The sequence below is a fragment of the Acidovorax sp. AC410 genome, from assembly GCF_979253235.1.
Window position 1 is genome coordinate 6,329,925 of record NZ_CEEDCG010000001.1, and the last position, 24,957, is coordinate 6,354,881.

Here is a 24,957-nt window from a genome sequence, read left to right on the forward strand (position 1 = left end):
CCTTAATGAAACCGATGGTGGTCCAGCGCCCAGCGCCCCAGCACCCGGTAGGCGCCCCCTGAGCCCAGCCGGTTGTAGAGCAGCTGGAACTCGCGCACCGTCCAGCACAGCGGCTCCACGGGGTGCGCCGGCACGTCGCGGGGGCTGTAGTACAGGGTCATGTGGGGTGTGATGACCGGTGCGGCACGCACGGGGTGCGGGACGGGCCAGGCGGCCTGCAGCGCATCGTGCAATGCCTGGTACAGCGCAAGAAAGCCGGCCACTCCCTCGCCTGCGCCGCACAGCACCTGCGGGCGATTGCCACGGCGCCGGTGAAAGCTGAGAAAGCGGTCGAGCCGGATATTGAAGGCCGGCATGTCCACCCCGCTGGCGGCCCGCGCCGCCCACAGGGCCAGTGCCTCGGAAAACTCGGCATGCCAATCCAGCGACACCAGGGTCAGGTGCAGGCGCTCGGTGCGCACCTCGCTGCCGGCCAGTTGGTGGCGTGCGATCAGGTCGCGGCGCAAGCGGTCTGCACACCATGCCGTGGAGGAGTCCGCCAGCACCGCGAAAAAGAGGTGGTGGGGCCGCGCACGCCGCTCGGGGGCGGGCTGGGGGTGCGGCCGGGACGGGCGTGGCTCGGCGGGTTCCACCCCTGGCAAGGACAGCTGGTGTGGCATGGCGTGGCTCCATGGGCTAGGGCCTATTCACACTAATTTCGGGGTCGCGAAGGCCCTTCGGGTTGCCCGGCCTGGGGGCCATCTGCGGCGTTGCCCGCGCTTGCAAGGTACCTACCTTGCTGCGCACGGGCGCCTTGCATCCAGCCCCCAGGCCGGGCAACGCGATCCCCGAAATTAGTGTGAATAGGCCCTAGCTCCCACACTAGCGCTCGCGGGCCCGCTTGTCCAGTGCGTTGCGAGAACAGATGTAAGCAGGGCCTGCAGGCCCCCGTCAGTCCATGCCCGCCTTGCCCGGAGCCCAGTAGGCCTTGAACAGGATGCGCGAAGACGGCACCCCATGGCCCTTGAGCGCCTGGCGCGCATGCTGTATGGACTGCGCCCGGCCCGTGAGCACGAACAGCGTGCCGTCGCCGCTGCACTGCGACCAGAGTTCGCTGGCCGCCTGCATGCGCAGCGCCTCGTCGCTTCGCTCCACCAGCACTGCGGCCCCCACGCCCAGCGCCTGCAGCGCCAGCGCGGATTCGGCACGGGACTCCACCTCGAACATGCAGCGCGGCACGGAACGGCCGGCCATGGCCGCCACCACCGCAGCGGCCAGGCCGAACGATGTCTCGTCGCCATGCAGCACCACCGGCCCCGTGAGATCGCCCAGCGCCAGCGAGCGGTGCGGGCCGAAGACCTGGCAGGCATCGCCCACCTGCACGCGCCGCAGCCAGTCGCTGCCGGGCCCGGCTCCATGCGCATAGCCGAGCAGGCGCGTGTGCCCCTGCACCGCATCGAACACGATGGGGGTGAAGGTGCGTGCCGTGAACGGCCCGGCCACCTTGACCTGCAGCTTGTGCCCAGGCGCCCAGGCCGCGCCCTTTAGCGCCTCGCCCTCCAGGTCGATGAGCCGAAAGCGTTCCGACACCTGCTGCACGGCGGCAACCCGCGTGTTGCGCAGCAGCAGCCGGTCGAAGGTGCGCTCCAGCAGGCCCGGCCTGCGCTCTTCCTCAGTAAAGGGCATGCCGCACCTCGTGGTCGTAGTGGGCGTTGATCTGCCCGACCTGCTCGTCGCCGATCTGCGTGGTGGCACCACCCAGCCGGGTGAGCTCCGCCAGCATCTGCCCCACCGTGGGCAGGCTGGCGCGGTCCACCAGCGATGCCGGGGCCCACAGCTTGGCGCGGTTCACCGCCTTGCCGCAGTGCATGAGCACTTCGGTGATGGCCACCACGGTGGCGGTCTTGGGCGTGCGCCCCTGTTCCGCCAACTCGGCCAGCAGTTCGGGGGCGGTGGACACCCTGGCGTGGCCGTTGATGCGCAGGAAGACTTCGAGCCCCGGAAAGATGAAGAGCATGCCCACGCGGTCGTCGTGCTCCAGGTTGCGCAGGGACTCGATGCGGTTGTTGCCCGGCCAGTCGGCAAAGGCCAGCGTGTGTGCGTCGAGCACATGCACGAAGCCCGGCGGGCCGCCGCGCGGCGAGGCATCGAGCCCCTGGGCGCTGCCCGTGGCCAGGCAGAAGAAGGTCGCAGCCTTGAGGTAGCTTTCGTGCGAACCGGTGAGGCGATCGAGCACCGCTTTCTGGATCATCTCGGACGGGGGCGAGTACAGCGCATCGAGGTCGGGCACATCTGCCGCCACCGGCTCTGGCACAGGCGGCTCGACCAGGGCGCGCAACTGCGGGTCCCTGACTTCGAGCACGTCGAACAGCCCCAGCGCGCGCAGCGCCGGCGCCAATGCCCCGATGTCGTCCGCAGCGGCCGCGCGGGCCCCGGCGGATGCGCCGGGATCTTGCAGCACCCGCGCATTGGCGAGGAAGGCCCCCACCGATCCCTTGCGGACGGTGACGCCGCCCACCTCCACCTCGTTGACATGGTCTGGAAGAACATCCTGTGCGCGCATGGCCTGATTCCTGTTGATGTGATGCAAACAAGAATAAGATGCATTTATCTGGCGGCTGTAGACTGAATAAGCCATTTGATTGCTCGAATCCGCCATTTACGCCGCCACCAACGCCCCATGTCCGACCTGAAGCTCGACCTCGCCACCATCGACGCGCCCAACGGCCCGCTGGTCATCGCCCTCGCCGGCACGCAGGACGGCGAGCGCATGTCCGAGCCGCACCAGCACGCACGCGGCCAGCTCTTCGGCTCGCTGCGCGGGCTGATTTCGGTGAGGGTGCAGGACGCGGTATGGGTCGTGCCCGCCATCCATGCCGTGTGGCTGCCGCCGCACCACCTGCATGCCGCACAGTCGCATGGACCTTTCCATGGCTGGAGCGTGTACATCGAGCCTGCCGCCTGCCAGGGCCTGCCTGCCAGGCCCTGCACGCTGCGCACCTCGGGCCTGCTGCGCGAGGCCGTGCTGCGCGCGGCCGAGTGGCCGCTGGGCCCGCTCGATGCAAGCCAGTCGCGCGTGGCCGGGGTGATCCTGGACGAAATCCGCAGCCTGCCGGTCGAGCCCCTGGGCCTGCCCCTGCCCAAGGATGCGCGCCTGCAGCGCATTGCGCATGCGCTCATCGCCGACCCGGCGGACGGGCGCGACCTGGAGGCCTGGGCCCGGTGGGCGGCCCTGAGCTCGCGCACGCTGAGCCGGCGCTTCGTGGAGGAAACGGGTTTCAACTTCACCGCCTGGCGGCAGCGCGCGCGCCTCATGCGCTCGCTGGAGATGCTGGCTGCCAACGTGCCCGTGAACAGCATCGCACTGGACCTGGGCTACGCCACGGCCAGCGCGTTCATCACCCTGTTCAAGCGCAGCTTCGGGGAGACCCCTGCGGCCTATCGGCAGCGGCTGTGAGGCGCTTCAGACCTGCACCGTGAGGTACACCCCTTCGCGCCCCACCACCGGGTCGCGCGTGGGCATGAAGATGGTGCAGCCGTCGCAGGGCGAGCGGATCTCCTTGCCAGAGTCCACCGCGATCAGCTCGCCCTTGGCAAAGGTCTCGAAGCCGATGACCGGCCGCGTGAACGCGAACTGCGGTGTCTGCACCAGGTGCACCTCCAGCAGCCGAAAGCGCCGCGCGGGCGCGCTGTCGGCGGCTGCAGGCATGGCGTCGATGAGCCCATGGTGTGCCAGAAAGCGCAAGGTGACGTCGGTGGCCAGGTCGGCGGCCGACCGGGCGAAATGCTGCCCACACTCCACCACCACCGCGCCCAGGCTGTCGCTGGCCGCGTCGCCATGGCGCGCATAGGACATCACCCCCGTGCCCGGTGCCGCGCCCGGTGGCATCACCAGGTGCACCAGCGGGTTGCCCACGGCCAGGGTCAAGGCAGCATTGCGCTCGAACTCCGGGTAGACCCAGAAGGGCTGCACCGGCGCGCGCGTGGAGTGGATGTCGAGGATGCTGTCGGCCGCAGCCAGCACCGGGCGCAGCGCGCGCGCGCGGCATAGCTCGGGGCTTTGCTCGCTGCCGTCCAGCATCTCGGGCGACCAGATGCGGTTGAGGTTGTGCACGAGCTGGCGGTTCTCGTACGGTCGGTCGATGTCGAAGGCCTCGTAGGCCTCCACGTTCGCAAAGCTCACCGTGAGCGTGCCGATCTTCGGGCGCATGCCGGTATCCAGCAGGTGCGTGGCGGCCACCATGCCGCAGATCTCGTTGCCATGCGTGAGCGCATTGATCAGCACGTGTGGGCCGGGCCGGCCCGACTCGAAGCGGTGTACGTAATCGATGCCGGTGTTGCCCTGGCGGTAGGCCGACAGATCACGCGGCAGCACCTCCAGGGGCGAATCGTCGGGGGCGAAGGCGGCTTGCGTCGACATCGGCTTACTCACCCCGGATGCCCAGGCGCTTGACCAGGTCGCCATACATCGCCAGGCGCTCGCCCATCATCGCGGTGAACTGCGCTGACGACAGGGCCTCTGGCACCAGCGCGCCGCGTGTTTGCAGCGCTTCGATCATCGCGGGCTGCTCGGCCACCGAGCGCACGGCCTTGTACAGCGCGGCCAGCACCTCGGGCGGGGTCTTCGCGGGCGCGGCCAGGCCGATCCACGAGGTGGAGTTGCTCAGGGGGTAGCCCAGCTCTTCGAAGGTGGGCACATCGGGCAACACCGACAGGCGCGTGGGCGCGGCCACGGCCAGCGCACGCAGCTTGCCGGCCTGGATCTGGGGCAGGAAGGGCGCGAGGTTGTCCAGCCCGAACTGCACCTCGTTGGCCATCAGCGCCGTGACCAGCGGGCCACCGCCCCGGTAGGGCACATGCACCGCGTCAAGCTGCGCGGCGTTCTTGAACAGCTCTGCATTGAGCTGTCCCATGCTGCCCGGCCCGGCGCTGCAGAAGTTGAGCTTGCCGGGGTTGGCCTTCACATGCGCGATGAATTCCTTGAGGTTCTTCGCCGGCACGGCCGGGTTGACCACCAGCACGTTGGGCGTGCGCGCCAGTTGGGCGATGGAGGCAAAGTCCTTGATCGGGTCGTAGCCCACGTTGGCCTGGGTAAGCGGGTTGGCCAGGTGCGAGCTTTGTGAGGACACGACCAGCGTGTAGCCATCGGCCTTGGCGCGCGCCACCTGGGCGCTGGCGATGGAACCGCCGGCCCCGGCGCGGTTGTCGACCACCACCGAGGTGCCCAGCGCCTTGGCCAACGGCTCGGCATAAAGCCGTGCGATCAGGTCCACCGAGCCGCCTGCGGGGAACGGCACCACCAGCGTCACCGGGCGTGACGGATAAGCCTGCGCACGGGCAGCAAAGGGCAAGGCCGCGGCCGCAGCGGCGACGCCCGCGCCCAGGAGCTGGCGGCGGCGCAGGGTGGAGGCAGGGGATGTGGAGTTCATGGGCTTCCTGAAAAGGGGATGGCGAAATTTGAAGGCATTCTTGCAGTTTGAATAAAATTTTGCAACAACATGCGCAAAATTGGTACCCTGCCGATCTGCGCACAATCCCATGGCCATGAACCTGAACCAACGCATCGCCAGCTACGGCAAAAAGCTCACCAAGAGCGAGCAGCGCCTGATCGCCGAGCTGCAGGCCCAGCATCCGCAGGGCCTGCTCGAGTCGGCCACCCAGCTCGCACGCAAGGTGAACACCAGCGCATCCACCGTGGTGCGCCTGCTCATCAAGCTGGGCTACGAAAGCTATGCCCAGGCGCAGATGGAAGCCCGCTCGGAGGTCACCGCCCTGCTCGCCGCGCCGGGCACGCGGGCCAGCGCCGTGATTGGCGACGACATCTCCATCCGCTCGTGCCTGGACAACGTGCTGCTGCACGACCAGCACAACCTGGCGGCCACCTTCGCCGCGCTCGATGTGGCGGCCTTCGAGGCCACGGTGCGCCTGCTCACCCAACGCAAGGCGCGCGTGTACCTGCTGGGCCAGCGCCACGGCACCCCCATCGCCAGCCACCTGGCGCTGCACCTGAACATGTGCCTGCCCGAGGTGCGACTGATGGCGGCCACCAGTCCCCTGTTCATCGAAGACGAGATGCTCTGGCTGGGCGAGCACGACGTGCTGCTGGCACCCACCTTCCGCCGGCACTCACTGGCCATCACACGCGCCGCAAAATACTTCCGGGAGCAAGGCGCTCGGGTGGTGCTGATGACCGACGACCCCACGGCCCCGGCGGTCGCCTCGGCCGACCACGTGCTGCTGGTGCGCACGTCCAGCGCATCGCCGTTCGATTCGTACACGGCCGCGCTCTCGGTCGCCAACGCGCTCGTGATGGCCGTGGCCCAGCGCCGCAAGAAGGAGTTAGGCGCCGCACTGGAGCGCGGCGAAGCGCTGTGGGCCAGGCACTGGAAGGAAAACCCGGGCTGACGACAGTTTGCGGGAACTCGCGCCCCGCCCCTGCGCTCACATGGCGATGCCCACCACCGCCCTCCCCCGGCGCGCCGTCGTCGCAGCCGCCCTGGTCGCCGCCCCGGTCCTCTGGCTGGGCGCCCGCGCGCAGCCCACCGCGGCACGCATCGCCACCCCCTCGCAGACCGAGGGGCCGTTCTACCCCGTGCGCCTGCCCCAGGATGCCGACCACGACCTGCTGCGCAACGGCCAGCTCAGCTACCACGGCGGCCAGCCGGCCTGGGTCGAAGGCACGGTGACCGACCTGGCCGGCAAGCCCGTGCGCGGCGCGCAGGTCGAGATCTGGCAGTGCGACGAGAACGGCCACTACCACCACCCGGGCGATGGCGACAAGGCCGACGCCGCCTTCCAGGGCTTTGGCAAGGTGACCGTGGGGGCCGACGGCACCTACCGCTTTCGCACCATCCGCCCCGTGCCCTACAGCGGCCGCACGCCGCACGTACATTTCAAGGTGCGCCTGGGCCCGCGCGAGCTGCTGACCACGCAGCTCTACGTGGCCGGCGATGCAGGCAATGCGCGCGATTTTCTGTGGCGCAATCTGCCGGACGCCGGGCGCGGTGCCCTCACGGTGCCCTTCACGCGCGGACCGGACGGGTTGCAGGCGCGCTTTCCCATCGTGGTGGCAGCCTGAGAGGGATGCGCCAGGCGCTGCGGCCCACACACCGCTAGCAGCACCGACGAAGGGGTCTTGGCCTCCCCGCAATCAAGCGATCAAGCCACCATGGCCCGCTGCACGACCTTCTGCGCCGCAGCCTGGGTGGTGGTGAAGGCCAGCGTTCCATAGTGCGAACCCCAGGTGCCCGAGGCACCCGGGCTGCGGGTGCCCAGGAAGATGTCCGCCACCTCCTGGCTGCCGTGGCGCAGCAGCTCGGCGCCTTGCAGCACGCGCGCCACCGCTTCGGTCATGGGGCGGGCCAGGAACTCGTCGTCCACCGCCGCGCGCACCAGGCGGGCGGTGTGCTGGACCAGGGCGTCGAAACGCGCATCCTGACCGGCCAAGGGCCTGACTTCATCGAACAGGGCGTCGATGGTGCGGGAGTCCTTGGCCATGGCGCGGCGGACGTCCATGCACATCATGTTTGCCGTGCCTTCCCAGACGCTGTTGAGCGGCGCCTCGCGGTACAGGCGCGCCATCGGGTTCTCTTCGATGAAGCCGTTGCCGCCATGGCACTGCAGCGCCTCGTAGGCGATGGAGGGGGCGCGCGAGCAGTTGAAGAACTTGGCTGCCGGGGTGGCCACGCGGGCCAGCAGCCGCTCGTGCTCGTTGGCCGCCATCCGGTCGGTGGCCCTGGCCACGCGCAGGGCCATCAAGGTGGCTGCCTCGACCTCCACGGCCATGTCGGCCAGCACGTTCGCCATCATCGGCCGTTCGGCAATGGGGGTGCCGAAGGCGCTGCGCGTGCTGGTGTGCTGCAAGGCCAGGGTCAGCGACTGGCGCATGAGGCCCGCCGAGCCGATCGCGAAATCGAGCCGCGTCAGGTGCGCATGGGACAGGATCTCGCGGATGCCACGGCCCTCTTCGCCGACCAGGATGGCCAGCGTTCCTGCGTACTCCACTTCGCTGGAGGCATTGGATCGGTTGCCCGCCTTGTCCTTGAGCCGTTGCACGAAGAACCGGTTGTAGCTGCCATCGGGCAGCGTGCGCGGCAAAAAGAAGCAGCTCACCTCGCCCGCGACCTTGGCCAGCGTGAAGAAGCCATCGGACTGCGGCACCGAGCAGAACCACTTGTGGCCGGTCAGCTCGTACCAGCGTGCCGTGGCACCGTGGTAGTCGCCCGCATGCGAGTACTGCGCCGTGGTCTGCGTCTCGCGCAGGTCCGAGCCGCCCTGCTTCTCGGTCATGGCATAGCCCACCACCACGGACGGCTTGTCGCCCACCTCACGGCGGCTGAATTCGTAGGCCGTGCCCTTGGACTTTTCGGCCCAGATGGCCAGGGCCGGTTCGGCCGCAAAGCCGGCATGCGAGGCGTAGGCCATGCCGGTCGGGCAGGCGGTGCCCTGCTCGACCTGGTTCCAGAGGTAAGACAGCACGGCGCGGGCGTAGTGGCCGTTGTTCTCCTGGGTGCGCCAGGCCAGGTTGGGCACCTCGTGCTTCCAGGCCAGGGCCATCAGCTCGTGCCAGCTCGGGTGGAAATCGACCCAATCGATGCGGTTGCCAAAGCGGTCGTGCGTCTTGAGCTCGGGGATGTGGCGGTTGGCCAGGCGTGCCAGCTCCTGCACCTGCTCGTCCCCCACCAGCGCGCCCAGGGCCTCGCAGCGGCCGGCGGCCCAGGGGGCTTCGCGCTCGATGGCGGCGCGAAGCACCGCGTCGCCGGTAAAGGCATTGAAGCCGCTGGCGGGCTGTGCCTGGTTGCGCACCACGTGGGTGCCATAGCGCTCGGCGGGCGAGGCGTCGAGGATGCCGGGCGGATGGGGCTTGTTCATGGTGTCTCCAGTGGGGTTGTCAAACCGTGGACGGGGGTGTCGCCACGCTGGCGCAGGCCAGGCGCGCGATCTGGCCGGCGAGCAGGGCCACTTCGTGCCGGTAGCTGTCCGTGTCCTGGTGCTGCTGGCGGCTCAGCGGCGACAGCGGGCCGATCAGCCCCTCCATGAACCCGCCCACGATGACGGAGGCAGCGATGTCGGGCTGCACGTCGGGCCGCATTTCCTGCGCCAGTTGCCCCGCAGCGATGATGGAGCGCACCACCTCGCTGATGGCGGCGCGGTAGGTCAGCCGCGCCTCGTCGATCTCGCGGTCGCAGGGCTCGGCGATCAGCGCATAGGCCAGTCGCGGGTTGCGCATGGCACGCCGCACGAAGGTTTCCACCGCCGAATGCAGCCGCACCAGCGCGGTGCCGTCCGACTTGGCGATCTCGGTCAGCACATCGACCTCGCGCTGGGACACCGCCGACAGCACCTGCGCAAACAGCTCGGCCTTGGACGGAAAGTAGCGGTACACCGTGCCCGTGGCGATGCCTGCGGCCGCTGCCACGCTGGCCACCTGCGCCTCCTTCCAGCCGCCCTCGCTCACCAGGGCGCGCGCGGCTTGGAGGATGCGGCTGCGGTTGTCCTGCAGGCGGGCTTCCACGGCAGGGGTCTGGCGGTAGGCCATGAAGAAATGAACTCCAGTTCAGCAATGAAGTGAATTCTAGTTCAGTCTTTTATTTGCGCAAGGGTGATTGCCCAAAGACCCGTCGTACGCAGCGCTCCGCGCAATAAAGCTGGCGGCCCTGCGCAGCCCCCGCACTTCCCTTCAAAGAATGATGTTGTTCTGGGGCCGCAGCAGCGGCGGCAGGTCCGTGTCGCCCAGCAGCTCGCGCAACTCGATCTCGACCATGCGGTTGATCTGGGCGATGGGCACGTCATTCGCGCCGCCCTCGAACGGGTTCTCGGTGCTGGCACCGACCTGCTCCAGCGTGGTGTACATCCACGAGATCATCACGCTGAAGGGCACCACCAGCCACACCATGTGGCCCTGCATCCAGCCGCTGGCCACGGCATTCAGCGCATCGAACTCCTTGAGCAGCCCGAAAGGCAGCAGCACGCAGAAGAAGCGGATGAAGAACGTGTTGATGATCGCGTACTGGCGCGGGTACGGGAAATTCTTGATGCGCTCGCTGCGCCCCTGGTGGTCCAGGAGCTCCTTGAGGGCTTTTTCCATCTCGATGAAGAAGTTGATGGGGATCTCGCCCATCTGGAACAATTTCAGAATTGTCCTACTCTGGTTGGCCAGCAAGGCCGTGGCCTTGTTGCGTGAGGCGAGCACTTCGCGCAGTTCGTCCGCGTCCAGAAACCGCGCCAGCTCCACCTCGAGCGCAGTTTCCTGCTCGGGCACACAGTAGTGCCGCTGGTACTCGGCATTGGTGCGCCGGTTGGTGCTCTCCCACGCGCGGTGCCGGCGCATCTGGTAGCGCAGCGCGGTGACCCAGGCCAGGTGCCTGTTGACCAGTTGCCGGGTGGCCGCATCGCTCTTCACATAGTCGCGGCTCACCAGGCCCCAGGCGCGGCTGGCGTTGAGGATGCCGGTCCACACCTGCTGCGCCTCCACCGTGCGGGCATAGGTCTGCGTGTTCTTGAAGCTCACGATGAACGCCGTGGCCGTGCCAATCAGCGCCACCACCGTCCACGGCACGCTCAACCAGCGCCAGTGGGCCAGTTGGTACAGGCAGACGGGCACCAGGCCCAGCGCGATCAGGACATACAGCTCTCGCCGCGTCCAGACCATGAACTCGGAGAGCCGGTATCCCCTGCCAACGTTCATCGCTGCGTCATCCAGGTTTCGAATGTGATGGTGCCCAGGCGCGGCGCATCGCTCGGCGTGAGCGAGCGGTCGTCGAGCTGCACGCCAAAATACGGTGCCGCGGCATCGGCCACCACCGTGCGCGCATCGCCGATGGCCGCTAGGTAGCGCCGCACCAGCGCGGCCAGGCCCACGCGCTCGGGCCCGGCGATCTCGATGGTGCCGTTGACGGGGGCGCCCAGCGCTGCATCGGCCATGGCTGCGGCCACGTCGTCGGACGCGATGGGCTGCACCAGCGCGGGCGACAGGCGCACCGTCTGCCCCTCGGTGCCCGCCTGGGCGATGCCGGCCAGGAACTCCATGAACTGCGTGGCATGCACGATGGTGAAGGGGATGGCAGCAGCCTTGATCAGCTTTTCCTGCGCCAGCTTGGCGCGGAAGTAGCCGCTGCCCTGCAGGCGCTCGGTGCCCACCACCGACAGCGCCACGTGGTGCTGCACGCCGGCCGCCGCCTCGGCCGCCAGCAGGTTGCGGCCCGAGGTCTCGAAAAAGTCGAGCACCGCCTTGTCCTCGAACGAAGGCGAATTAGCCACGTCCACCACCACCTGCGCGCCTTGCAGCGCGGCAGCCAGGCCCTCGCCCGTGAGCGTGTTGACGCACGTGTTGGGCGATGCGGCCACGGCCTCGTGGCCGCGCGCGGTGAGCAGCTTGACGACCTTGCTGCCGATGAGGCCGGTGCCTCCGATGACGACGATTTTCATGGTGATCCTTGGGGTGTGTGCGGGTCGATGCCTGAATGGTAGGATTGATGCCATCCGTCTCAAATGACCAATACCCCTGAAATCCTGCCAAAACGCGCGCATGCCCGGCGCGTGCTGTTCGTGGCCTTCCCCGACGTGGGCCTGCTCGACCTGACCGGCGCGCAGACTGTGTTCTGGGCGGCCACCAAGGCCATGGAAGCGCGTGGCCTGCCGGGCTACGAGCGCATCACCGCCAGCCCCGCAGGCGGCCTGGTGCGCAGCGCCGAGGGGCTGGAGCTGCAGACCGTGGCGCTGCGCCAGTGCCGTGCCAGCACGGTGGACACGCTCATCGTGCCCGGCTCGCCGCACATGGATGGGGTGCTCGACCAGTCCACCGCGCTGGTGCAGTGGCTGCGCCGCGCATCGGCCAAAACGCGGCGCACCGCATCGGTGTGCAGCGGCGCCTTTTTGCTGGCCGCGGCCGGCCTGCTGGACCACAAGCGCGCCACCACGCACTGGCTCATGTTCGACCGCATGAACGAGCGCTTTCCCACGGTGGAGATCGACCGCGACGCGATCTTCGTGCAGCAGGGTGCCGTGTGGACCTCGGCCGGCGTCACGGCCGGCATCGACCTGGCGATGGCGCTGGTGGAGGCCGATTGCGGCCACGACGTGGCCATGGAGGTGGCGCGCGAGCTGGTGGTGTACCTCAAGCGGCCCGGCGGGCAATCGCAGTTCAGCGCGCTGCTGCGCTCACAGGCCGACAGCTCGCCCGCGTTCGAGGAGCTCAACCTGTGGATCTGCGCCCACCTGCAGCGCGAGGACCTCACAGTGGAGTTCCTGGCCGAGCGCGCCCGCATGAGCCCGCGCAACTTTGCGCGCATGTACAAGCAAAAGACCGGCCGCACACCGGCCAAGGCGGTGGAGGTGTTTCGCCTGGAGGCCGCCAAGCGCCTGCTGGAGGACTCCACCCGCCACATCGACCAGATCGCCAACCAATGCGGCTTTGGCGACGAGGAGCGCATGCGCGTGACCTTTCAGCGCCACCTGGGGGTAGCGCCCAGGGACTACCGCAGGCGCTTTGCGCGCAGTTGAGCGCTATCGAAGCAGCGACCCGTCGAGCGCCATGCGCACAGTGCGCGCCGTGAGCACGGCCAGGGCAATGCTCAGCGCGCCCAGCAGCACGATGGCAATCGCCCACAGCGGCCCGCTCGCGCGCCATTCCGCGTACTTGAGTGCCGCATTCGCCAGCGCCGCCATGGGGAAGCTGATGGCCCACCAGCCCGGCGTGAACGGCACGCCGCGCCGAAACACCTTGGGCGCCACCACCGCGAACATGAACAGCCCGACGTAGAACAGCATGCCGGCAAAGCGGTCGATGCCGCCAGCAAGGTTGGCGTACGCCAGAAAACCCACGGCAAACGGCGCCACCAGGATCATCAGCGAGGGCGCCATGGCGGGCGGCAGCGGGTCGCGGTGTACCAGCCGGCCGATGATCAGCGTGAGCAACACCAGGGCCAGCACGGTGCCGACGGCGCCGGCCAGCAGGTTGACCTCGCCCGCCCAGGCCATGGGCATGTGCCCACCGGTCACGGGGATGTCGAGCGTGGCCACGCACGGCACGATCCAGGCCGGCACTGCGAGCGATGCATCCACCTGCCCCTTGAGCAGGCGCGAGACGGCGACAAAGCACAGCACCAGCGTTGCCACCACGCCCACCGTCCAGATGCCCTGCGCGGCAGATGCGCTGTAGGGATCGATCACGGCAGACAGCAGCAGCACCGAGATGGCGGTGGTGCCGAAGAAGTTGCCCGCCACCGGGTGGTTGAACTCGGCGCGCACCGCGTCGGGGTGCCTGGCGATCTTGGCCAGGTAGCCCGCCGACAGGAGCACGAAGACCAGCAGCGCGAACCCGCCGATGGCCTCACCGACCACGGCAGGCGCGCCCAAACTGCCGTGCGCCAACCGCCAGGCCAGCGCCAGGCCACTGAGGCCCATGACCGAGGCGAACAGGTTGACAGGCAGGTTGCGCACCGAGGCTTCGTTGCGGGGCGTTGAAGCGGGTAATGAAGAAGGGATGGAAAGGCTTTGCATGGCTGGCTCGCTTGGCAGAATTTGCATGGACAGGTAGTTTCTGCCAAACTGGCGCAGCCGTCCCAGGCACGGCACGGCGTTTTCTGCCAATCACCGGGCCCCCACTGCCATGCGCATCGCCATCCTCGCCTTTCCCCGCTTTCAGCTGCTCGACGTGGCCGGGCCGGCCGACGTTTTTGCCGAAGCGGCGCGCCAGCTCGGCCAGCCGCGCGCCTACCAGGTACAGGTGCTCAGCGCGAGCGCAGGCCCGCTGCGCAGCAGCAGCGGGCTGCGCATGGCGGTGGATGCCACCGTGGCCACGCACCGCGGTGCCATCGACACCCTGCTGGTGGCGGGCAGCCCCAACCTCGACGACATGGCGGCCGACGAGCACCTGCAGAATTGGCTGCGCCGCCGCGCGCGCACGGTGCGGCGCTATGGATCGGTGTGTACAGGCGCCTTCGTGCTGGCGGCCACCGGCCTGCTCGACGGCAAGCGCGTGGCCACGCACTGGAACTCCACCGCCCGGCTGAGCGCTGCCTACCCCGAGGCCTGCGTCGAGGCCGACGCCATCTACGTAAAGGACGGCAGGCTCTTCACCTCCGCCGGCGTCACCGCGGGAATGGACCTGGCCCTGGCCCTGGTGGAGGAAGACCATGGCCGCGATCTCGCACTGCGCGTGGCGCGCGAGCTGGTGATGTTTCTCAAGCGGCCCGGCGGGCAAAGCCAGTTCAGCGCCCACCTGGCGGCGCAGACGGCAGAGCGCAGCAGCGTGCGTGCGCTGCAGGACCATATCCTCGCCAACCTGAAAAGCGACCTCTCCGTGCCCGCCCTGGCGGCGCACGCCGGCATGAGCGAGCGCAGCTTTGCCCGCACCTTTCGCAGCGAGGCCGGCACCACGCCTGCGGAGTTTGTCGAGAACGCGCGTATCGATGCCGCGCGCCGCCTGGCCGAGGAATCGGACCTGCCCGCCAAGCGCCTGGCCGATGCCGTGGGCTACGCCAACGTGGACGGGTTTCGGCGTGCCTTTACGCGCCGGCTGGGGGTGAGCCTGGTGGAGTACCGCAGGCGGTTTGCGGGGTGAAAGCGGTCAAGCCGGTGAGCTATGCCACCGAGCCCCGCGGCAAGGCGCGCAGCGCCTCGGCCACCTTGTCGCCCCAGTCCGCGCTCCAGTCCGGGTGGATTTTGGCGTGCTCCGCAGCCACGCGTTCGAGTGTGCTGTCGCCCGCAAGCCAGGCCAAGGCCAAGGTGAGCCGGCTCGGGCGCAGCACGCCGGGCTTCTCGTCCGGGTGCAGTGCCGCGTGCAGCACGCCGTTGGCCGTGGTGCAGGCGTCCAGCGTGGGCAGGATCTCGTCGTCCAGGTATTCGAACAGGCCATCGATCAGCCGGTCCACGTACTCGGCATTGCGCAGGGCGCCGCCGATGCTCAGCGGCTCGTTGCCTGAATCGCGCATGAAGGCGGCCATGCCACGGTACTCGCGGCCGCGCACCTGGATCTGCTTGACGCCGCCGCAGGCCTCGCGCACGGCGTCGGGCAGGTCCGGCAAAACAGCCGCCACCACGCTGCACGACAGGCGGTCCTGAAAGGCGGAAAAGCTGATCTCGATGCTTTGCGTGCCCACCGGCACCTTGCGCTCGGCCACCAGGGGAATCGCGTCGCGCACCAGTTCGCCGCGGCCGAGGCCAAAGCCCAGCGCCTCGAAACGCGGCCGCCACGCCGCCTCGCAGTGCTCCAGCACCGCCTCGCGCTCTGCAGGGCCGATGCGGGCTGGCGGCATTGCGCCATCGCCCCAGTCCATGCGCGCAATGCCGTCGAAGGTCAGCACATAGCCAAACGGCAGGTACAGGCGCGCGGCCTGGTCGTCGTAAACGCTCAGACCGAGCGACGTGGCGCTCTGCACCAGCACCTGCTGGAAATTATCGGGCCCGTCGAACAGCAGGCCGTAGGTGCGCTCCCGGTGCTCGGGGTCGATGGGGGATTCGATCCACTCCATGGGTGTACCCAGCGCCGCCATGCGCGATTCGACCTCATCGTGCAGGCGCTGCCATTTTGCGGAGCGGGGCGACGGCCGATCGGAAAGGTACTCGTGCAAGCGATCCGCCGCCGTCAGGCTGGCCGGTTCGGGATGCTCCCAAAGATGGACCACGTAGCTCATCGGACATGCCTCCACTGCAACAACGATGCGCCGCATTGTGCGTGAAGGCTGCCGCAACCTTTCACCCGCCCTGTGGCCCCGGCGCTACATGCATGACAATTTGAAAATTGTCATGCATTGGCACGGCTGGACGGGTCTAGGGCTGCGGGGCAAAACAGGCGCAGTGCCTTGGCGACGGCCGGCATGCCAGCCCGCACGCTAACGCGGGGCGTAGCACTGGCCAGCAGCGATGGCCGCCGTGACAACCGGCTCCAGGCTGGCGGCAGTGGAGAAGGTCGACAGCGTTGCCGGGTCGTCCAGCAGGCACAGGTGATTGGCCTTGCGCACCAGCGCCACCCGCGTCCAGACCGGGGCCAGCAAATGGCCGTATGGGAAGGCTTGGGTGTTGCCCCAGAACACTGCCAGGCCTGCCCCGAACTCCGAGCGTTGCGGCTGGAACCAGAAGGTGCGGCTCAAGGCACCCGGGGTCGCGACACCTATGCCATTGCATTGCCCATTGGGGTAATTCACCGTGCCCACGGCCACGTCAACCGACGACCAGCCCTCGCCCCGAACTGAAAGGCGCCACAGGTCTCGCACGCCGCCACTGGCCGAGGCCTGGCACCGGTCCTGCTGCCATTCACCGTCCGGCAGCGTGGACAGCGGCGCACACTGCACCGCCACCGTGTTCACCGCCGCAGCGGCCACCACGCCAGAACCATTGCGCACCACGCAACCCGAGCCAGCGGGGGGCGTCTTCACCGCCACCGAGTAGCTGGCGCCCGCGGCCAGCGGCCTGGCGAAGGTGAACGCACCGTCGGCAGCAACGGCCAGGTCTTCACCACCCGCGTTGGTCAACACCACGGCCTGGCCAGCCGGCACGCCGCTCACCGTGCCACCCAGCGTGAAGCCAGCCCCCACGCCCATGCAGTCGACCCGCACATTCGTGGGCGCTGCCGCCAGGGTGCCCGTGCCCTGCCCCACGGTGCAGTGCTGGCCGGCGGGTTGGGTCTTGACTGTCACGGCATAGGGCGCACCAGGCGCTACCGCGTGCCCAAACGCAAATGCGCCGTTGGCGTTGAGCGCCAGCTCATCACTGCCGTTGTTCTGCAGGGTGACGGTCTTGCCCTGCTCCAGACCCGACAGCACGCCGGATACCGCCAGACTGCCGGAGGCATCGTCCCCACCCCCACCGCAAGCCGTGATCATGCCTGCCGACATGACGGCGCACAGCGCCGTGGCGGACAGACGTGCAGGGGCGCGCAGGCACACCGGGGGCAGCTTGAAATGCATGGCGCTTTGTGGCGATGGGCGAAGTGACGACCTCAACCGCGCTCAGCAACGCTTCGCCGCGCGCAGCAAGGCGTTGCACGACGCGGGAGCGGGAGCAGCAGTGGCAGCGCCACCCCCACCCTGCCCTGCCATGGCCGTGCAGATCGCATCCGACTGCGGCGTCTGGCCGAAGGTCATCGCCTTCGTGAACTGCGAGGGCGAATACATGTAGCAGGAATAGCTGGCGCCCTCGCGCGTGCGAACGCGGTAGTTGATGCGGCCGTTGCTGCCTTCTTCCTTTTGCTGGTCGCTGATGGTGAAGGTGCCGACTTCGCGGCCGATGGCTTGCGACGTGCGCTGCTCGATGCCTTGCTGCGTGACGGTGGTGGCGCAGCCGCACAGGACCAGGAGGGATGCGGCGCAGGCAGAGGAGATTCGCGGAAAGGTCATGGGCATGGTTTCGGAGTGAGCGATCAATGTGAATGGACAGGAACTGCACATGGCCCTGCGCAGGCCAGGGCGACACGGTCCAGGCTATTGTGGAAGTGCATCGCGGGATCGTGAACCCTACCGAGGTATGGCTTGCTGCGAGCGCTCACTTGGCCTGCGACCCCATGGCCAGCGTCGCCCGGAGACACTTTCAGTCACGCATGCGGGGCAGGCCGCTACCAATCGAACGCCTGCTGGCGCCGCGCCACCAACGGCCAGCGGCCTAGCACCACATGCTTGCTACGGCCATGCAGGCTGTCGACCAGCAAGAATTCAGACACCCGCCAGGCAATCGGTTCAATCGAACGCGGGGCAAAAGGTGCATGCTAGTAGTCCAACGTCACATAGGGGTTGAAGCTGCGGCGAATGTGGCTCTCGAAAGCCCACCCGCCGCATGGCCTGCGCCAGGCCGTGCTCGCAATCCTTCATGCAGCGCAGCCCCGACGCACGGCCTGTCAGCTGCGCCGTGCTTTTGCCATCGGACCGCGGGTGTGCTGCACGGCATCCAGGTGGATATCGAACGGCTCCGCCAACAGGCTCTAGCCTGCCGCCATCGCAAGGTCGAACTGACGGGCTGGAATGCGGTCCATGAAGCGGCCCATCTTCTCGATGGTGAGGTGCAGGCCCTCCTCGCGCATGGGCGCGCCGCTCAACGGAGCAGGCGGCAGGCGGCAGGCCCAGGGCGTGCAGCAGGCCAACGATGCGGCACTCAATGTTGGTGGGTGGATAGACGAAAAAGTAAAGAAGGCCCTCTTACCAGCGCCGCCAGTTCACCGAAGTCGATGTGCTGGGCGATGGCCTGCAGTGGATCGCCTACCTCATCGGTCTTGGGCTTGCGCGAGCGTCGGCAAAGAGGTCGAACTGCAAGGCGCTGCGGGGCGTGATCATGCGGAGGCTCCGGCTTGGCTTGGGGCTCAGGGTTGAGTAGGTGGGTTTTGAGCGGCGCCCTACCGTGGCAAGCTGCGCAGTTTGCACAACGAGGAATGAGTCATTTAAGTCTTGCACAATGCCAATAAATCGATCTACTCTCCGCCCTAAGGAGGGTTCACGGGTGTTCAGTATCCGCGACAAAAAAAATGCCATTGCCTATCGGGTCACTGCTGCTCAAACTTGCGCCAGGTGTCATTGCCGTCGGAATCATCGGCGGTCTGGGGTTCTACTTCGGGATGAAAGTAAAGCAAGGCGAATTAGACAGGCTGCAGTCTCAATTAGCCGAGTACCGGACGCTTGGCCAGCGCGTAACAGAACTCAAGTCCTCGTTCGACGCAGCGATTAAGGATAAAAATCAAGCGCTGGTAGACGCATACGCGCGCGAAATCGATAAAGTTCGCGCAGATTTTGATGGTGCGCGCGAGGGGCTAGCTGAGGCTACGGCGGCATTGAAACGCGGGGGCGTCTCAGTAAAGAGTTCAGCCGCTACGCTCACAACAGCCATTGGGAAACTCCCTGTTGGCAATACCGAACGCGAGGCCAAGATCGCGGAGGCGCTGGCGCTTTTGACAGACCAAGACAAGCTGCAGCAGTTGTGCGCTGCAACGCCTGTCGCTGACGGGCAATTGATAAGGCTCAAGGCCACCTACTCGATGAGCACACCATGAATGCGATCCGTTTTGGAATAATTGTCGTGGTGCTCGCCTGCGCTGGATGTAAGACCGTCATCATCCGGCCTGCTGCGGCTCCAGAATGTACCGTACCAGATTTAAAGAACGCGTGTGTCGCAACGGCGTCACCGACTACGCAAATGACTTATGCCGATCTCCCTGATCTCGCGCTGCACACCCGTCAAGATTTCGCGGAATGCCGCAGGGCATATATCACTTTGCTCAAATCCTATGAGTTCTGTACAAGCACCTTACAGCAGTTTAACAAAAAACTGAAAATGCTAGAGGACGATATCAGGAGCAAGTACAAAGACGTTGAAGTGAGAGAAAACTAGGCACCCAATCTTAAGGATTGAACTATGACGTCTACGGAAAAAATATGGTCTAGCACTTGGCGACTACTTGCTGTAGCGGTCACTGCCACTGCCGCCTATGGATCTGCATATGCACAGCAATCGCTAAAAAAAATGCTCGAGCCTACGCGGTTTGCACTCGTTATCGGTAATGCAGCCTACGGCGAGTACGGCAATATGCCCACTCTGGGTTCTCCTTGCTCGGATGACAAATCCGAAAACAGCGATACGAAAGCCGTAGCAGATGCACTGATGGCAGCCGAATGGAGCGTTGACGTTGCGTGCAACCTCACCACGGATGACCTTGCGAAGAAAATTAGGAAATTTAATGATAAGGTGCGCCGCGAACCACGTGCGTTCGGCATTATTTATTTTTCCGGTCATGGAGCCGAGGTTGCAGGCACGAATTATCTTTTTGGCGTCGACGCCGAGGTAAATGAAAAGGTCGAATTTGACACATATAGGGCAAACCCAAATTCCCTACTCTTTGGCGGTGCCGCAGTACCGCTGGACGAAACCATGCGCCAAATCCAACCGCTATGGGGCAAGGCCGTAGTTGTATTTATCGATGCGTGCAGAACCAATCCAGTCCTGAATAAATTGCGCGATGTGGGCCTCGATTTGATCCGTTATCCAGCCAAATCATCAGAACCATACAACATCCTCTACGCATTTTCAACCATAGCAGGAGAGCCTTCACCGGACAGTGCACCAGGGGGAATTTCGCGGTACGCGCGAATATTGGCAAGCGTAATCCGATCTCAAACAGTCGCGCATCAGGACGAACTCGATCACCTCGTGAGTGCGGTCACTAGAGAAGTCATTCTTGACAGCAGCCGACGCCAGTACACCGGACGATCTGGCATTATCCTACGCCCGCCCAAGTTCTGCATTCGGGGATGCCCAACCCTCGAGGAGGAATGGAAGTCATTTTACGATGAATTTGGCCCACGTCCAACAACCCCGTCAAAAGCTATACCAATCACTGGGCCAGTCACTCCTTTTAGTGTCGGGAGAACTATCGGTGCAACTGCCGCACCAAGACTTATGCGGGTACGCACGCAAAACATGACGGTTGCGCAGTTTCCGGCTGTGCCTGATCCCACCCTCACGTTGAAGGCAACTGCGCCCGCTGTCACACCAACGGCCCCGGCGAATACGCGGAAAGTACGATTCGATGTTCTCTATTGCGTGGGTGATACTGCCACCGAGAAGCGCCGCCTGAAGTCCGAAGTCATTCGCGAGCACCTCCTTCAGCTCACCGGAACCAGCTCTCCCGTGGGTGGTCTTGAGGTGGGTGAGGTGCGGCTCGTTCCGATACCGCCGGCAGTGAACCAAACGCTCTACAAGGTGCGGGATTCTGTGCTGACCTTCAATCGCGACAGTCCCGCACAAAAGGACTGGGCAATGAGTTTGCAGTCGAGCCTCGGACCGCAGCTTCGCATTGAAGAAAAGCCGGGTTCGGCCTCCGACTACATGACGATCCTGGTGTGTGACGGTGCCACGCCGGCCGCTGCGGGACCTACGATCTATGTCCAAGCGGCGACGCAGGAGCAGGTGGGTAAGGCTTCGGAACTCGGCGTCAATTTAGCTCAGCAGTTGCCAAACGCGAAGGTTGCCAAGGGAATCGAGGTGGTTGAGAAATCTCCCAATGAGACCGAGATTCGCTATTTCTCTAAAAGCGAGGCTTCCGACGCCGCCGAGGTGGCACGCGCAATGCAGCCTCTGTTGAAACGAACGGTGAAGGCTCGCTTCGTGCCTGGATACGACGCTCAGCTCAACGGCGCGCGGCTGATCGAAGTATGGGTTGGCAAGAAAGAAAGTCCTCAGTAATCACGACGGAGAGAACGCATGTGGAAGAAAAAGACAATTGTGACAGTAGCGATGGTGCTCCTCGCCCCATTTTCTTGGGCTCAGCCCGGTGCTGACCCCTCTTGGGTTGACCTTGTCGACGACCAATCGCGCTCGCAAATAGCAGCCTATGAGTTACTTCGATTTGCGCCGCCTGGGGAGAGGAGTGTGCGTCGAGCATTCTCCTTTCCCACGGATGCGGATGACGGTGTCTACGGCGTGGACATTTCGCATCACAACGGGCTGGTACCCTGGGAAAAACTCGCAGATTCGAGAGTGAAGTTTGTCTATATCAAGGCCAGCCAGGGCACCAACTTCCGTGACCCAAAATTTGATGCCAACTGGCGTGCGTCGGCCGACGCTGGCCTTGTAAGAGGCGCCTATCACTTCCTTACGGCAGGCGCTGACGGGGCAGAGCAGGCAAAAAACTATCTCACGCTCGTTAATAAGTCCGGTGGGCTTGCAAACAATGACCTCACGCCTGTTTTGGACTTGGAATGGGACTTGGAAAAGGTGGGCAGCGCCCGGGTAGACCGATGGTCCAAGGTTCCTGCGGAAGAGATTGTTCGGACTGCGAAAGCCTGGCTCGACGCGGTACAGAGCGCGACGGGTCGACGTCCAATGATATATACCGCTGCCTCATGGTGGAACGAGAGGATGGCGGGCAGCATGCTGCTCAAGGACTACCCGCATTGGATCGCTGACTATCGCCAGTCGAGCATTAATGCTGGCGCCCCTAAGAGCGTCAAAGCGCATCGTCATTTGGCGTGGCAATTTACCGATGTGGGTGGCATCGATGGAGGGGGCGTGAAGTTCGACGTCAATCGGCTCAAGGGTAAGGACCTCGACGTGCTGTCGGGTAAAGTAGCGCCACGCTAATGTCGTGAGTTAGAAGTTCGCAGACAAAATCTCTCGACACTAGCGAGGATGTCATCGGCGGTCTTTGACCAGACAAATGGCTTGGGATCTTCGTTGTTGACCTTGATGTAGTGCCTGATCGCTTGCTCCAACTGCCGAGTGGATCGGTGGATGCTGCGGCGAATGTACTTCAGCGTCAGAGTGGCGAACCAGCGCTCGACCTGGTTCAACCAGGACGCAGAGGTCGGCGTGAAATGCACCTGAAAGCGAGGGTGCCGAGCAAGCCAGTTCTTGATGGCGGGCGTCTTGTGTGTGGTAAGCACGCGGCAATCCCATGTTGACCGTAGCCGGCCTGCCGGCTATCGATCAGGGGCTCGCAGCTTGCCAACGATGCGGCAGCAATTCTTCCACCCGGCTGGCCCTGTGCGTAGGCAGCCGCGTCAGCACATCCTTGAGGTAGGCATAGAGGTCATGCCCATTCATGCGGGCTGACTGCACCAGGCTCATCACCGCCGCCGCCCGCTGGCCCGCGCGTAAGCTGCCGGCGAACAGCCAGTTGCTCCTACCAATGGCGATCGGCCGGATCTGGTTCTCGATCCAGTTGTTGTCCACGGGCAATTGCCCGTCATCGACGAAGCGCGTCAGCGCAGTCCAGCGCCGCAGGCTGTAGTCCAGCGCTCTGGCCGTCGCTGAGCTGTCCGGCAGCTTTTGCCGCTGCAGCGCCATCCATTCGTGCAGCGCATCAAGCACCGGTTTGGTGTGCTGCTGGCGGATGCCCTGGCGCTGATCGGCGTTGAGGTCTTTGACCTCGCGCTCTATGTCGTAGACCTTGGCGAGCTGCTCCAGTGCGAAGCCTGCGATCTGGCTTTTGTTCGCCGCATGCAGGTCAAAGAATTTGCGCCGCGCGTGCGCCAGGCAACCGACTTCCGTGATGCCCTGCGCAAAGCCCGCTTTGTACCCAGCAAAGTCGTCGCAGATCAGCGCGCCCCTCCACTCGCCCAGGAAGTTGCGCGCATGTTCACCGGCCCTGGACTCGCAGAAGTCGTACACAACGGCCTTGATGTCCTGGAAGGCTCCTGGTGCGTAGGCCCACAGGTAGGCGGGGTGGGTCGCACCCTTGCCGGGCTTGAGCATCTGCACCGGCGTCTCGTCGGCGTGCAGTACGCGCTGGCTCAGTATCTCGGCTTTGAGCGCATCCACCAGCGGCTGCAACCGCACGCCGCAGGTGCCCACCCATTGCGCCAGGGTGGAACGGGCAATGACCAGACCAGCGCGCGCAAAGATGGTTTCCTGGCGGTACAGGGGCAGGTGGTCGGCGTACTTGGCGACCAGCACCTGGGCCAGCAGGCCCGTGGTGGGGATGCCCTTGTCGATCACATGCGCTGCAACTGGAGCCTGGGCGATGGTCTCGCACTGGGCGCAGGCCCACTTGCCACGAACGTGGCGCTCCACCGTGAACACACCGGGCACATAGTCGAGCTTCTCGGCCACGTCTTCTCCGATGCGCTGCATCAGGCAACCGCACTGGCAGGTGCTCGACTCGGGCTCGTGCCTGATCTCGCGGCGCGGCAGATGGGCCGGCAGCGGCTGGCGCTTGGGTTGCTGCCTGGCCTCTGGGGCGGGCGCCGCAGGCGGCTGCAGTTGCTCGATCTCGTGGGCGACTGCCGCCAGGTCGGCCTCGATCTCGTCTTCGAGCAGGCCGCGCTGCTCGGCATTGAAGCGCTCGGACTGCGCGGCGAACTTCATGCGCTTGAGCAGCGCGTTCTCGTGGGCGAGCTTGGCGTTGAGCGCCTGGCTGTGGCGCAGCTCGGTGAGCAGGCGCGCGGTCATCTCGCGCAATTGCTCGGCGCTCAGATCATCCAGGGATTGCGGCTGCATCAACATGGCAGGCAGTGTGCCCAGGATGGCGCTGCGCTGTCATGCGCAGATCCACCGATTGCACGCCAGCTTCAGACCACGGTGATGATGCCGGCGCTTCCCATGCGCTGCCAGGGCAGACCCAGGACCAGGGCCTGGTGCTGATCGGACTCCAACTGCCACTGTTCATCGCCTGGTGCCGGCCAGACGAACTTGCCCCGGTGCAGGCGGCGAGCCGCCAGCCAGATGCCGATGCCGTCGTGCACCAGCACCTTGATGCGGTTGGCGCGCTTGTTGGCGAACAGATAGGCGTGGTGGGGGTGGGCGGCACCGAACACGGTGACCACCCGGGCCAGCGCCGTGTCGGTGCCGGCGCGCATGTCCAGCGGGGCAGTGGCAAGCCAGGCGGCCTCGATGCGGATCATTGCCGCAGCACCTGCAACAAGCCCTGCAATGCGCGGGAGCACTCGGCAGCAGCGCCCACGGGCCAGTTGACCGTCACGAGGGTGCCGTGGTGACAGCACTCGATGCGGATGTCTGATGAGGTAGCGGCCGATGCAGCACTGGTGGGGGCCGCATGTGCACCCGCTGCCTGGGGACCCATCACTGGCGAGCCCAGTGTCAAGGCGATGAAGGCGGGTGCGGGGTTGGCAGGCACCGGATGGGCCTGCTGTGCTGGGGCGCAAACAGGCTGTGGATCAACCATGGGCTCAGCTGCTGCACCGTTGCAGTGCGGGGCGATGCAGCACGCAACAGCATGCGCCGTATCGCTGGCGCGCTGGTGCAGGCCCTGACGGTGCTCCTTGAGCCAGCGATGCAGCACGTTGGCATTCATGCCATGTTCACGCGCCGTGGCGGCAATCGATGCGCCGGGCTGCTGGCATGCAGCGATCAGTTCAGCCTTGAATTGCGCGCTGTAGACCCGGCGAGTGCGTGGGGCACTGGAGCGCGAATCGGGAATCTCTTGAGACATGGTGTGCACGATGGTTTACGTGGACACGATGGTGCTTGCAATTGCTCGTCCAGGGTAGATGGGTTGGCCGGACGGATACGTCTGGATGGACGAGTTCTGCAGCCTGAAAC

The 24,957-nt window shown here is 65.8% G+C and carries 26 protein-coding genes and 1 pseudogene; 9 read left to right on the forward strand and 18 right to left on the reverse strand.

All coding sequences use genetic code 11. From position 1 onward, the window contains the following. Positions 1-2: 2 nt before the first annotated feature. The 3 genes from AC0IZS_RS29400 to AC0IZS_RS29410 form a co-directional block, all read right to left on the reverse strand. Positions 3-659, reverse strand: coding sequence for a 2'-5' RNA ligase family protein (locus tag AC0IZS_RS29400; RefSeq protein ID WP_471638908.1), 657 nt, complete (start codon positions 657-659; stop codon positions 3-5). A gap of 271 nt (positions 660-930) precedes the next feature. Continuing rightward, positions 931-1,665 (reverse strand): siderophore-interacting protein, encoded by a 735-nt coding sequence (locus AC0IZS_RS29405; RefSeq protein WP_471638909.1) that lies wholly within the window; start codon positions 1,663-1,665, stop codon positions 931-933. Next, positions 1,652-2,308: a pyridoxamine 5'-phosphate oxidase family protein gene (locus AC0IZS_RS29410; protein WP_471639599.1), complete on the reverse strand. Its 657-nt coding sequence runs from the start codon at positions 2,306-2,308 to the stop codon at positions 1,652-1,654. The genes AC0IZS_RS29405 and AC0IZS_RS29410 overlap by 14 nt, the downstream gene beginning before the upstream one ends. Before the next feature lie 351 nt (positions 2,309-2,659). On the opposite strand from AC0IZS_RS29410, the gene AC0IZS_RS29415 reads away from it, so the two are divergent. Continuing rightward, the gene (locus AC0IZS_RS29415; protein WP_471638910.1) at positions 2,660-3,436 is read left to right on the forward strand and encodes an AraC family transcriptional regulator; all 777 of its coding nucleotides are present in this window, start codon (positions 2,660-2,662) and stop codon (positions 3,434-3,436) included. Positions 3,437-3,442: 6 nt separating this feature from the next. Here AC0IZS_RS29415 and AC0IZS_RS29420 read toward each other — a convergent pair whose 3' ends face one another. Both AC0IZS_RS29420 and AC0IZS_RS29425 read right to left on the reverse strand, forming a co-directional pair. After that, a complete protein-coding gene (locus tag AC0IZS_RS29420; protein ID WP_471638911.1) occupies positions 3,443-4,399 on the reverse strand; it encodes a M14 family metallopeptidase in 957 nt (318 codons plus the stop codon). A gap of 4 nt (positions 4,400-4,403) precedes the next feature. Beyond that, entirely contained in the window at positions 4,404-5,408 is a 1,005-nt protein-coding gene (locus AC0IZS_RS29425) for a Bug family tripartite tricarboxylate transporter substrate binding protein (protein WP_471638912.1), read from the reverse strand. A gap of 115 nt (positions 5,409-5,523) precedes the next feature. On the opposite strand from AC0IZS_RS29425, the gene AC0IZS_RS29430 reads away from it, so the two are divergent. Both AC0IZS_RS29430 and AC0IZS_RS29435 read left to right on the forward strand, forming a co-directional pair. Further along, entirely contained in the window at positions 5,524-6,384 is an 861-nt protein-coding gene (locus AC0IZS_RS29430) for a MurR/RpiR family transcriptional regulator (protein WP_471638913.1), read from the forward strand. Between the two features lie 40 nt (positions 6,385-6,424). Further along, the gene (locus tag AC0IZS_RS29435) at positions 6,425-7,057 is read left to right on the forward strand and encodes a dioxygenase family protein (RefSeq protein WP_471638914.1); all 633 of its coding nucleotides are present in this window, start codon (positions 6,425-6,427) and stop codon (positions 7,055-7,057) included. An 80-nt stretch (positions 7,058-7,137) separates the two neighbouring features. Here AC0IZS_RS29435 and AC0IZS_RS29440 read toward each other — a convergent pair whose 3' ends face one another. The 4 genes from AC0IZS_RS29440 to AC0IZS_RS29455 form a co-directional block, all read right to left on the reverse strand. Further along, on the reverse strand, positions 7,138-8,850 hold the full coding sequence (locus tag AC0IZS_RS29440; protein WP_471638915.1) for an acyl-CoA dehydrogenase family protein: 1,713 nt from the start codon (positions 8,848-8,850) through the stop codon (positions 7,138-7,140). Between the two features lie 19 nt (positions 8,851-8,869). Further along, positions 8,870-9,517 (reverse strand): TetR/AcrR family transcriptional regulator, encoded by a 648-nt coding sequence (locus AC0IZS_RS29445; RefSeq protein ID WP_471638916.1) that lies wholly within the window; start codon positions 9,515-9,517, stop codon positions 8,870-8,872. Between the two features lie 141 nt (positions 9,518-9,658). Then, positions 9,659-10,666, reverse strand: coding sequence for a bestrophin family protein (locus AC0IZS_RS29450; RefSeq protein ID WP_471638917.1), 1,008 nt, complete (start codon positions 10,664-10,666; stop codon positions 9,659-9,661). Continuing rightward, positions 10,663-11,406, reverse strand: coding sequence for an SDR family oxidoreductase (locus tag AC0IZS_RS29455; RefSeq protein WP_471638918.1), 744 nt, complete (start codon positions 11,404-11,406; stop codon positions 10,663-10,665). Before AC0IZS_RS29455 ends, AC0IZS_RS29450 begins: the two co-directional genes overlap by 4 nt. Before the next feature lie 63 nt (positions 11,407-11,469). Here AC0IZS_RS29455 and AC0IZS_RS29460 point away from each other — a divergent pair, with 63 nt between their 5' ends. Beyond that, positions 11,470-12,480 carry a GlxA family transcriptional regulator gene (locus AC0IZS_RS29460; protein ID WP_471638919.1) on the forward strand — a complete coding sequence of 337 codons (1,011 nt, stop codon included), beginning with the start codon at positions 11,470-11,472 and terminating at the stop codon, positions 12,478-12,480. A 3-nt stretch (positions 12,481-12,483) separates the two neighbouring features. Here the strand turns inward: AC0IZS_RS29460 and AC0IZS_RS29465 are convergent, their stop codons facing one another. Then, entirely contained in the window at positions 12,484-13,479 is a 996-nt protein-coding gene (locus AC0IZS_RS29465) for an SLAC1 anion channel family protein (RefSeq protein WP_471638920.1), read from the reverse strand. 109 nt (positions 13,480-13,588) lie between these two features. Here AC0IZS_RS29465 and AC0IZS_RS29470 point away from each other — a divergent pair, with 109 nt between their 5' ends. Beyond that, positions 13,589-14,542 (forward strand): GlxA family transcriptional regulator, encoded by a 954-nt coding sequence (locus tag AC0IZS_RS29470; protein ID WP_471638921.1) that lies wholly within the window; start codon positions 13,589-13,591, stop codon positions 14,540-14,542. A gap of 19 nt (positions 14,543-14,561) precedes the next feature. Here the strand turns inward: AC0IZS_RS29470 and AC0IZS_RS29475 are convergent, their stop codons facing one another. The 4 genes from AC0IZS_RS29475 to AC0IZS_RS29490 all read right to left on the reverse strand — a co-directional run bounded on the left by AC0IZS_RS29475 (position 14,562) and on the right by AC0IZS_RS29490 (position 18,067). Then, entirely contained in the window at positions 14,562-15,614 is a 1,053-nt protein-coding gene (locus AC0IZS_RS29475; protein ID WP_471638922.1) for a hypothetical protein, read from the reverse strand. 198 nt (positions 15,615-15,812) lie between these two features. Further along, entirely contained in the window at positions 15,813-16,886 is a 1,074-nt protein-coding gene (locus AC0IZS_RS29480) for a hypothetical protein (protein WP_471638923.1), read from the reverse strand. Between the two features lie 42 nt (positions 16,887-16,928). Next, complete coding sequence (locus AC0IZS_RS29485; protein ID WP_471638924.1) at positions 16,929-17,315, reverse strand: hypothetical protein; 387 nt, start codon at positions 17,313-17,315, stop codon at positions 16,929-16,931. Positions 17,316-17,893: 578 nt separating this feature from the next. Further along, on the reverse strand, positions 17,894-18,067 hold the full coding sequence (locus tag AC0IZS_RS29490) for a hypothetical protein (protein ID WP_471638925.1): 174 nt from the start codon (positions 18,065-18,067) through the stop codon (positions 17,894-17,896). A 363-nt stretch (positions 18,068-18,430) separates the two neighbouring features. Here AC0IZS_RS29490 and AC0IZS_RS29495 point away from each other — a divergent pair, with 363 nt between their 5' ends. Genes AC0IZS_RS29495 through AC0IZS_RS29510 form a run of 4 tightly spaced genes read left to right on the forward strand, consistent with a single transcriptional unit; the run spans position 18,431 to position 22,038 of the window. Next, positions 18,431-18,952 carry a hypothetical protein gene (locus tag AC0IZS_RS29495; RefSeq protein ID WP_471638926.1) on the forward strand — a complete coding sequence of 174 codons (522 nt, stop codon included), beginning with the start codon at positions 18,431-18,433 and terminating at the stop codon, positions 18,950-18,952. After that, positions 18,949-19,290 (forward strand): hypothetical protein, encoded by a 342-nt coding sequence (locus tag AC0IZS_RS29500; RefSeq protein ID WP_471638927.1) that lies wholly within the window; start codon positions 18,949-18,951, stop codon positions 19,288-19,290. The genes AC0IZS_RS29495 and AC0IZS_RS29500 overlap by 4 nt, the downstream gene beginning before the upstream one ends. A gap of 24 nt (positions 19,291-19,314) precedes the next feature. Further along, on the forward strand, positions 19,315-21,141 hold the full coding sequence (locus AC0IZS_RS29505; RefSeq protein ID WP_471638928.1) for a caspase family protein: 1,827 nt from the start codon (positions 19,315-19,317) through the stop codon (positions 21,139-21,141). Positions 21,142-21,159: 18 nt separating this feature from the next. Next, positions 21,160-22,038, forward strand: coding sequence for a glycoside hydrolase family 25 protein (locus AC0IZS_RS29510; RefSeq protein ID WP_471638929.1), 879 nt, complete (start codon positions 21,160-21,162; stop codon positions 22,036-22,038). Here the strand turns inward: AC0IZS_RS29510 and AC0IZS_RS29515 are convergent. From AC0IZS_RS29515 to AC0IZS_RS29530, 4 genes and pseudogenes are all read right to left on the reverse strand, one after another. After that, a pseudogene (locus tag AC0IZS_RS29515) lies at positions 22,035-22,334 on the reverse strand (transposase); the annotation flags it as partial. The gene AC0IZS_RS29510 and the pseudogene AC0IZS_RS29515 overlap by 4 nt on opposite strands. A gap of 49 nt (positions 22,335-22,383) precedes the next feature. After that, positions 22,384-23,901, reverse strand: a complete 1,518-nt coding sequence (gene tnpC, locus AC0IZS_RS29520; RefSeq protein ID WP_471638930.1) for an IS66 family transposase — start codon at positions 23,899-23,901, stop codon at positions 22,384-22,386. Between the two features lie 65 nt (positions 23,902-23,966). Beyond that, positions 23,967-24,299, reverse strand: coding sequence for an IS66 family insertion sequence element accessory protein TnpB (tnpB, locus tag AC0IZS_RS29525; RefSeq protein ID WP_471638931.1), 333 nt, complete (start codon positions 24,297-24,299; stop codon positions 23,967-23,969). Beyond that, complete coding sequence (locus tag AC0IZS_RS29530) at positions 24,296-24,847, reverse strand: transposase (protein WP_471638932.1); 552 nt, start codon at positions 24,845-24,847, stop codon at positions 24,296-24,298. Before AC0IZS_RS29530 ends, tnpB begins: the two co-directional genes overlap by 4 nt. Positions 24,848-24,957 lie beyond the last annotated feature (110 nt).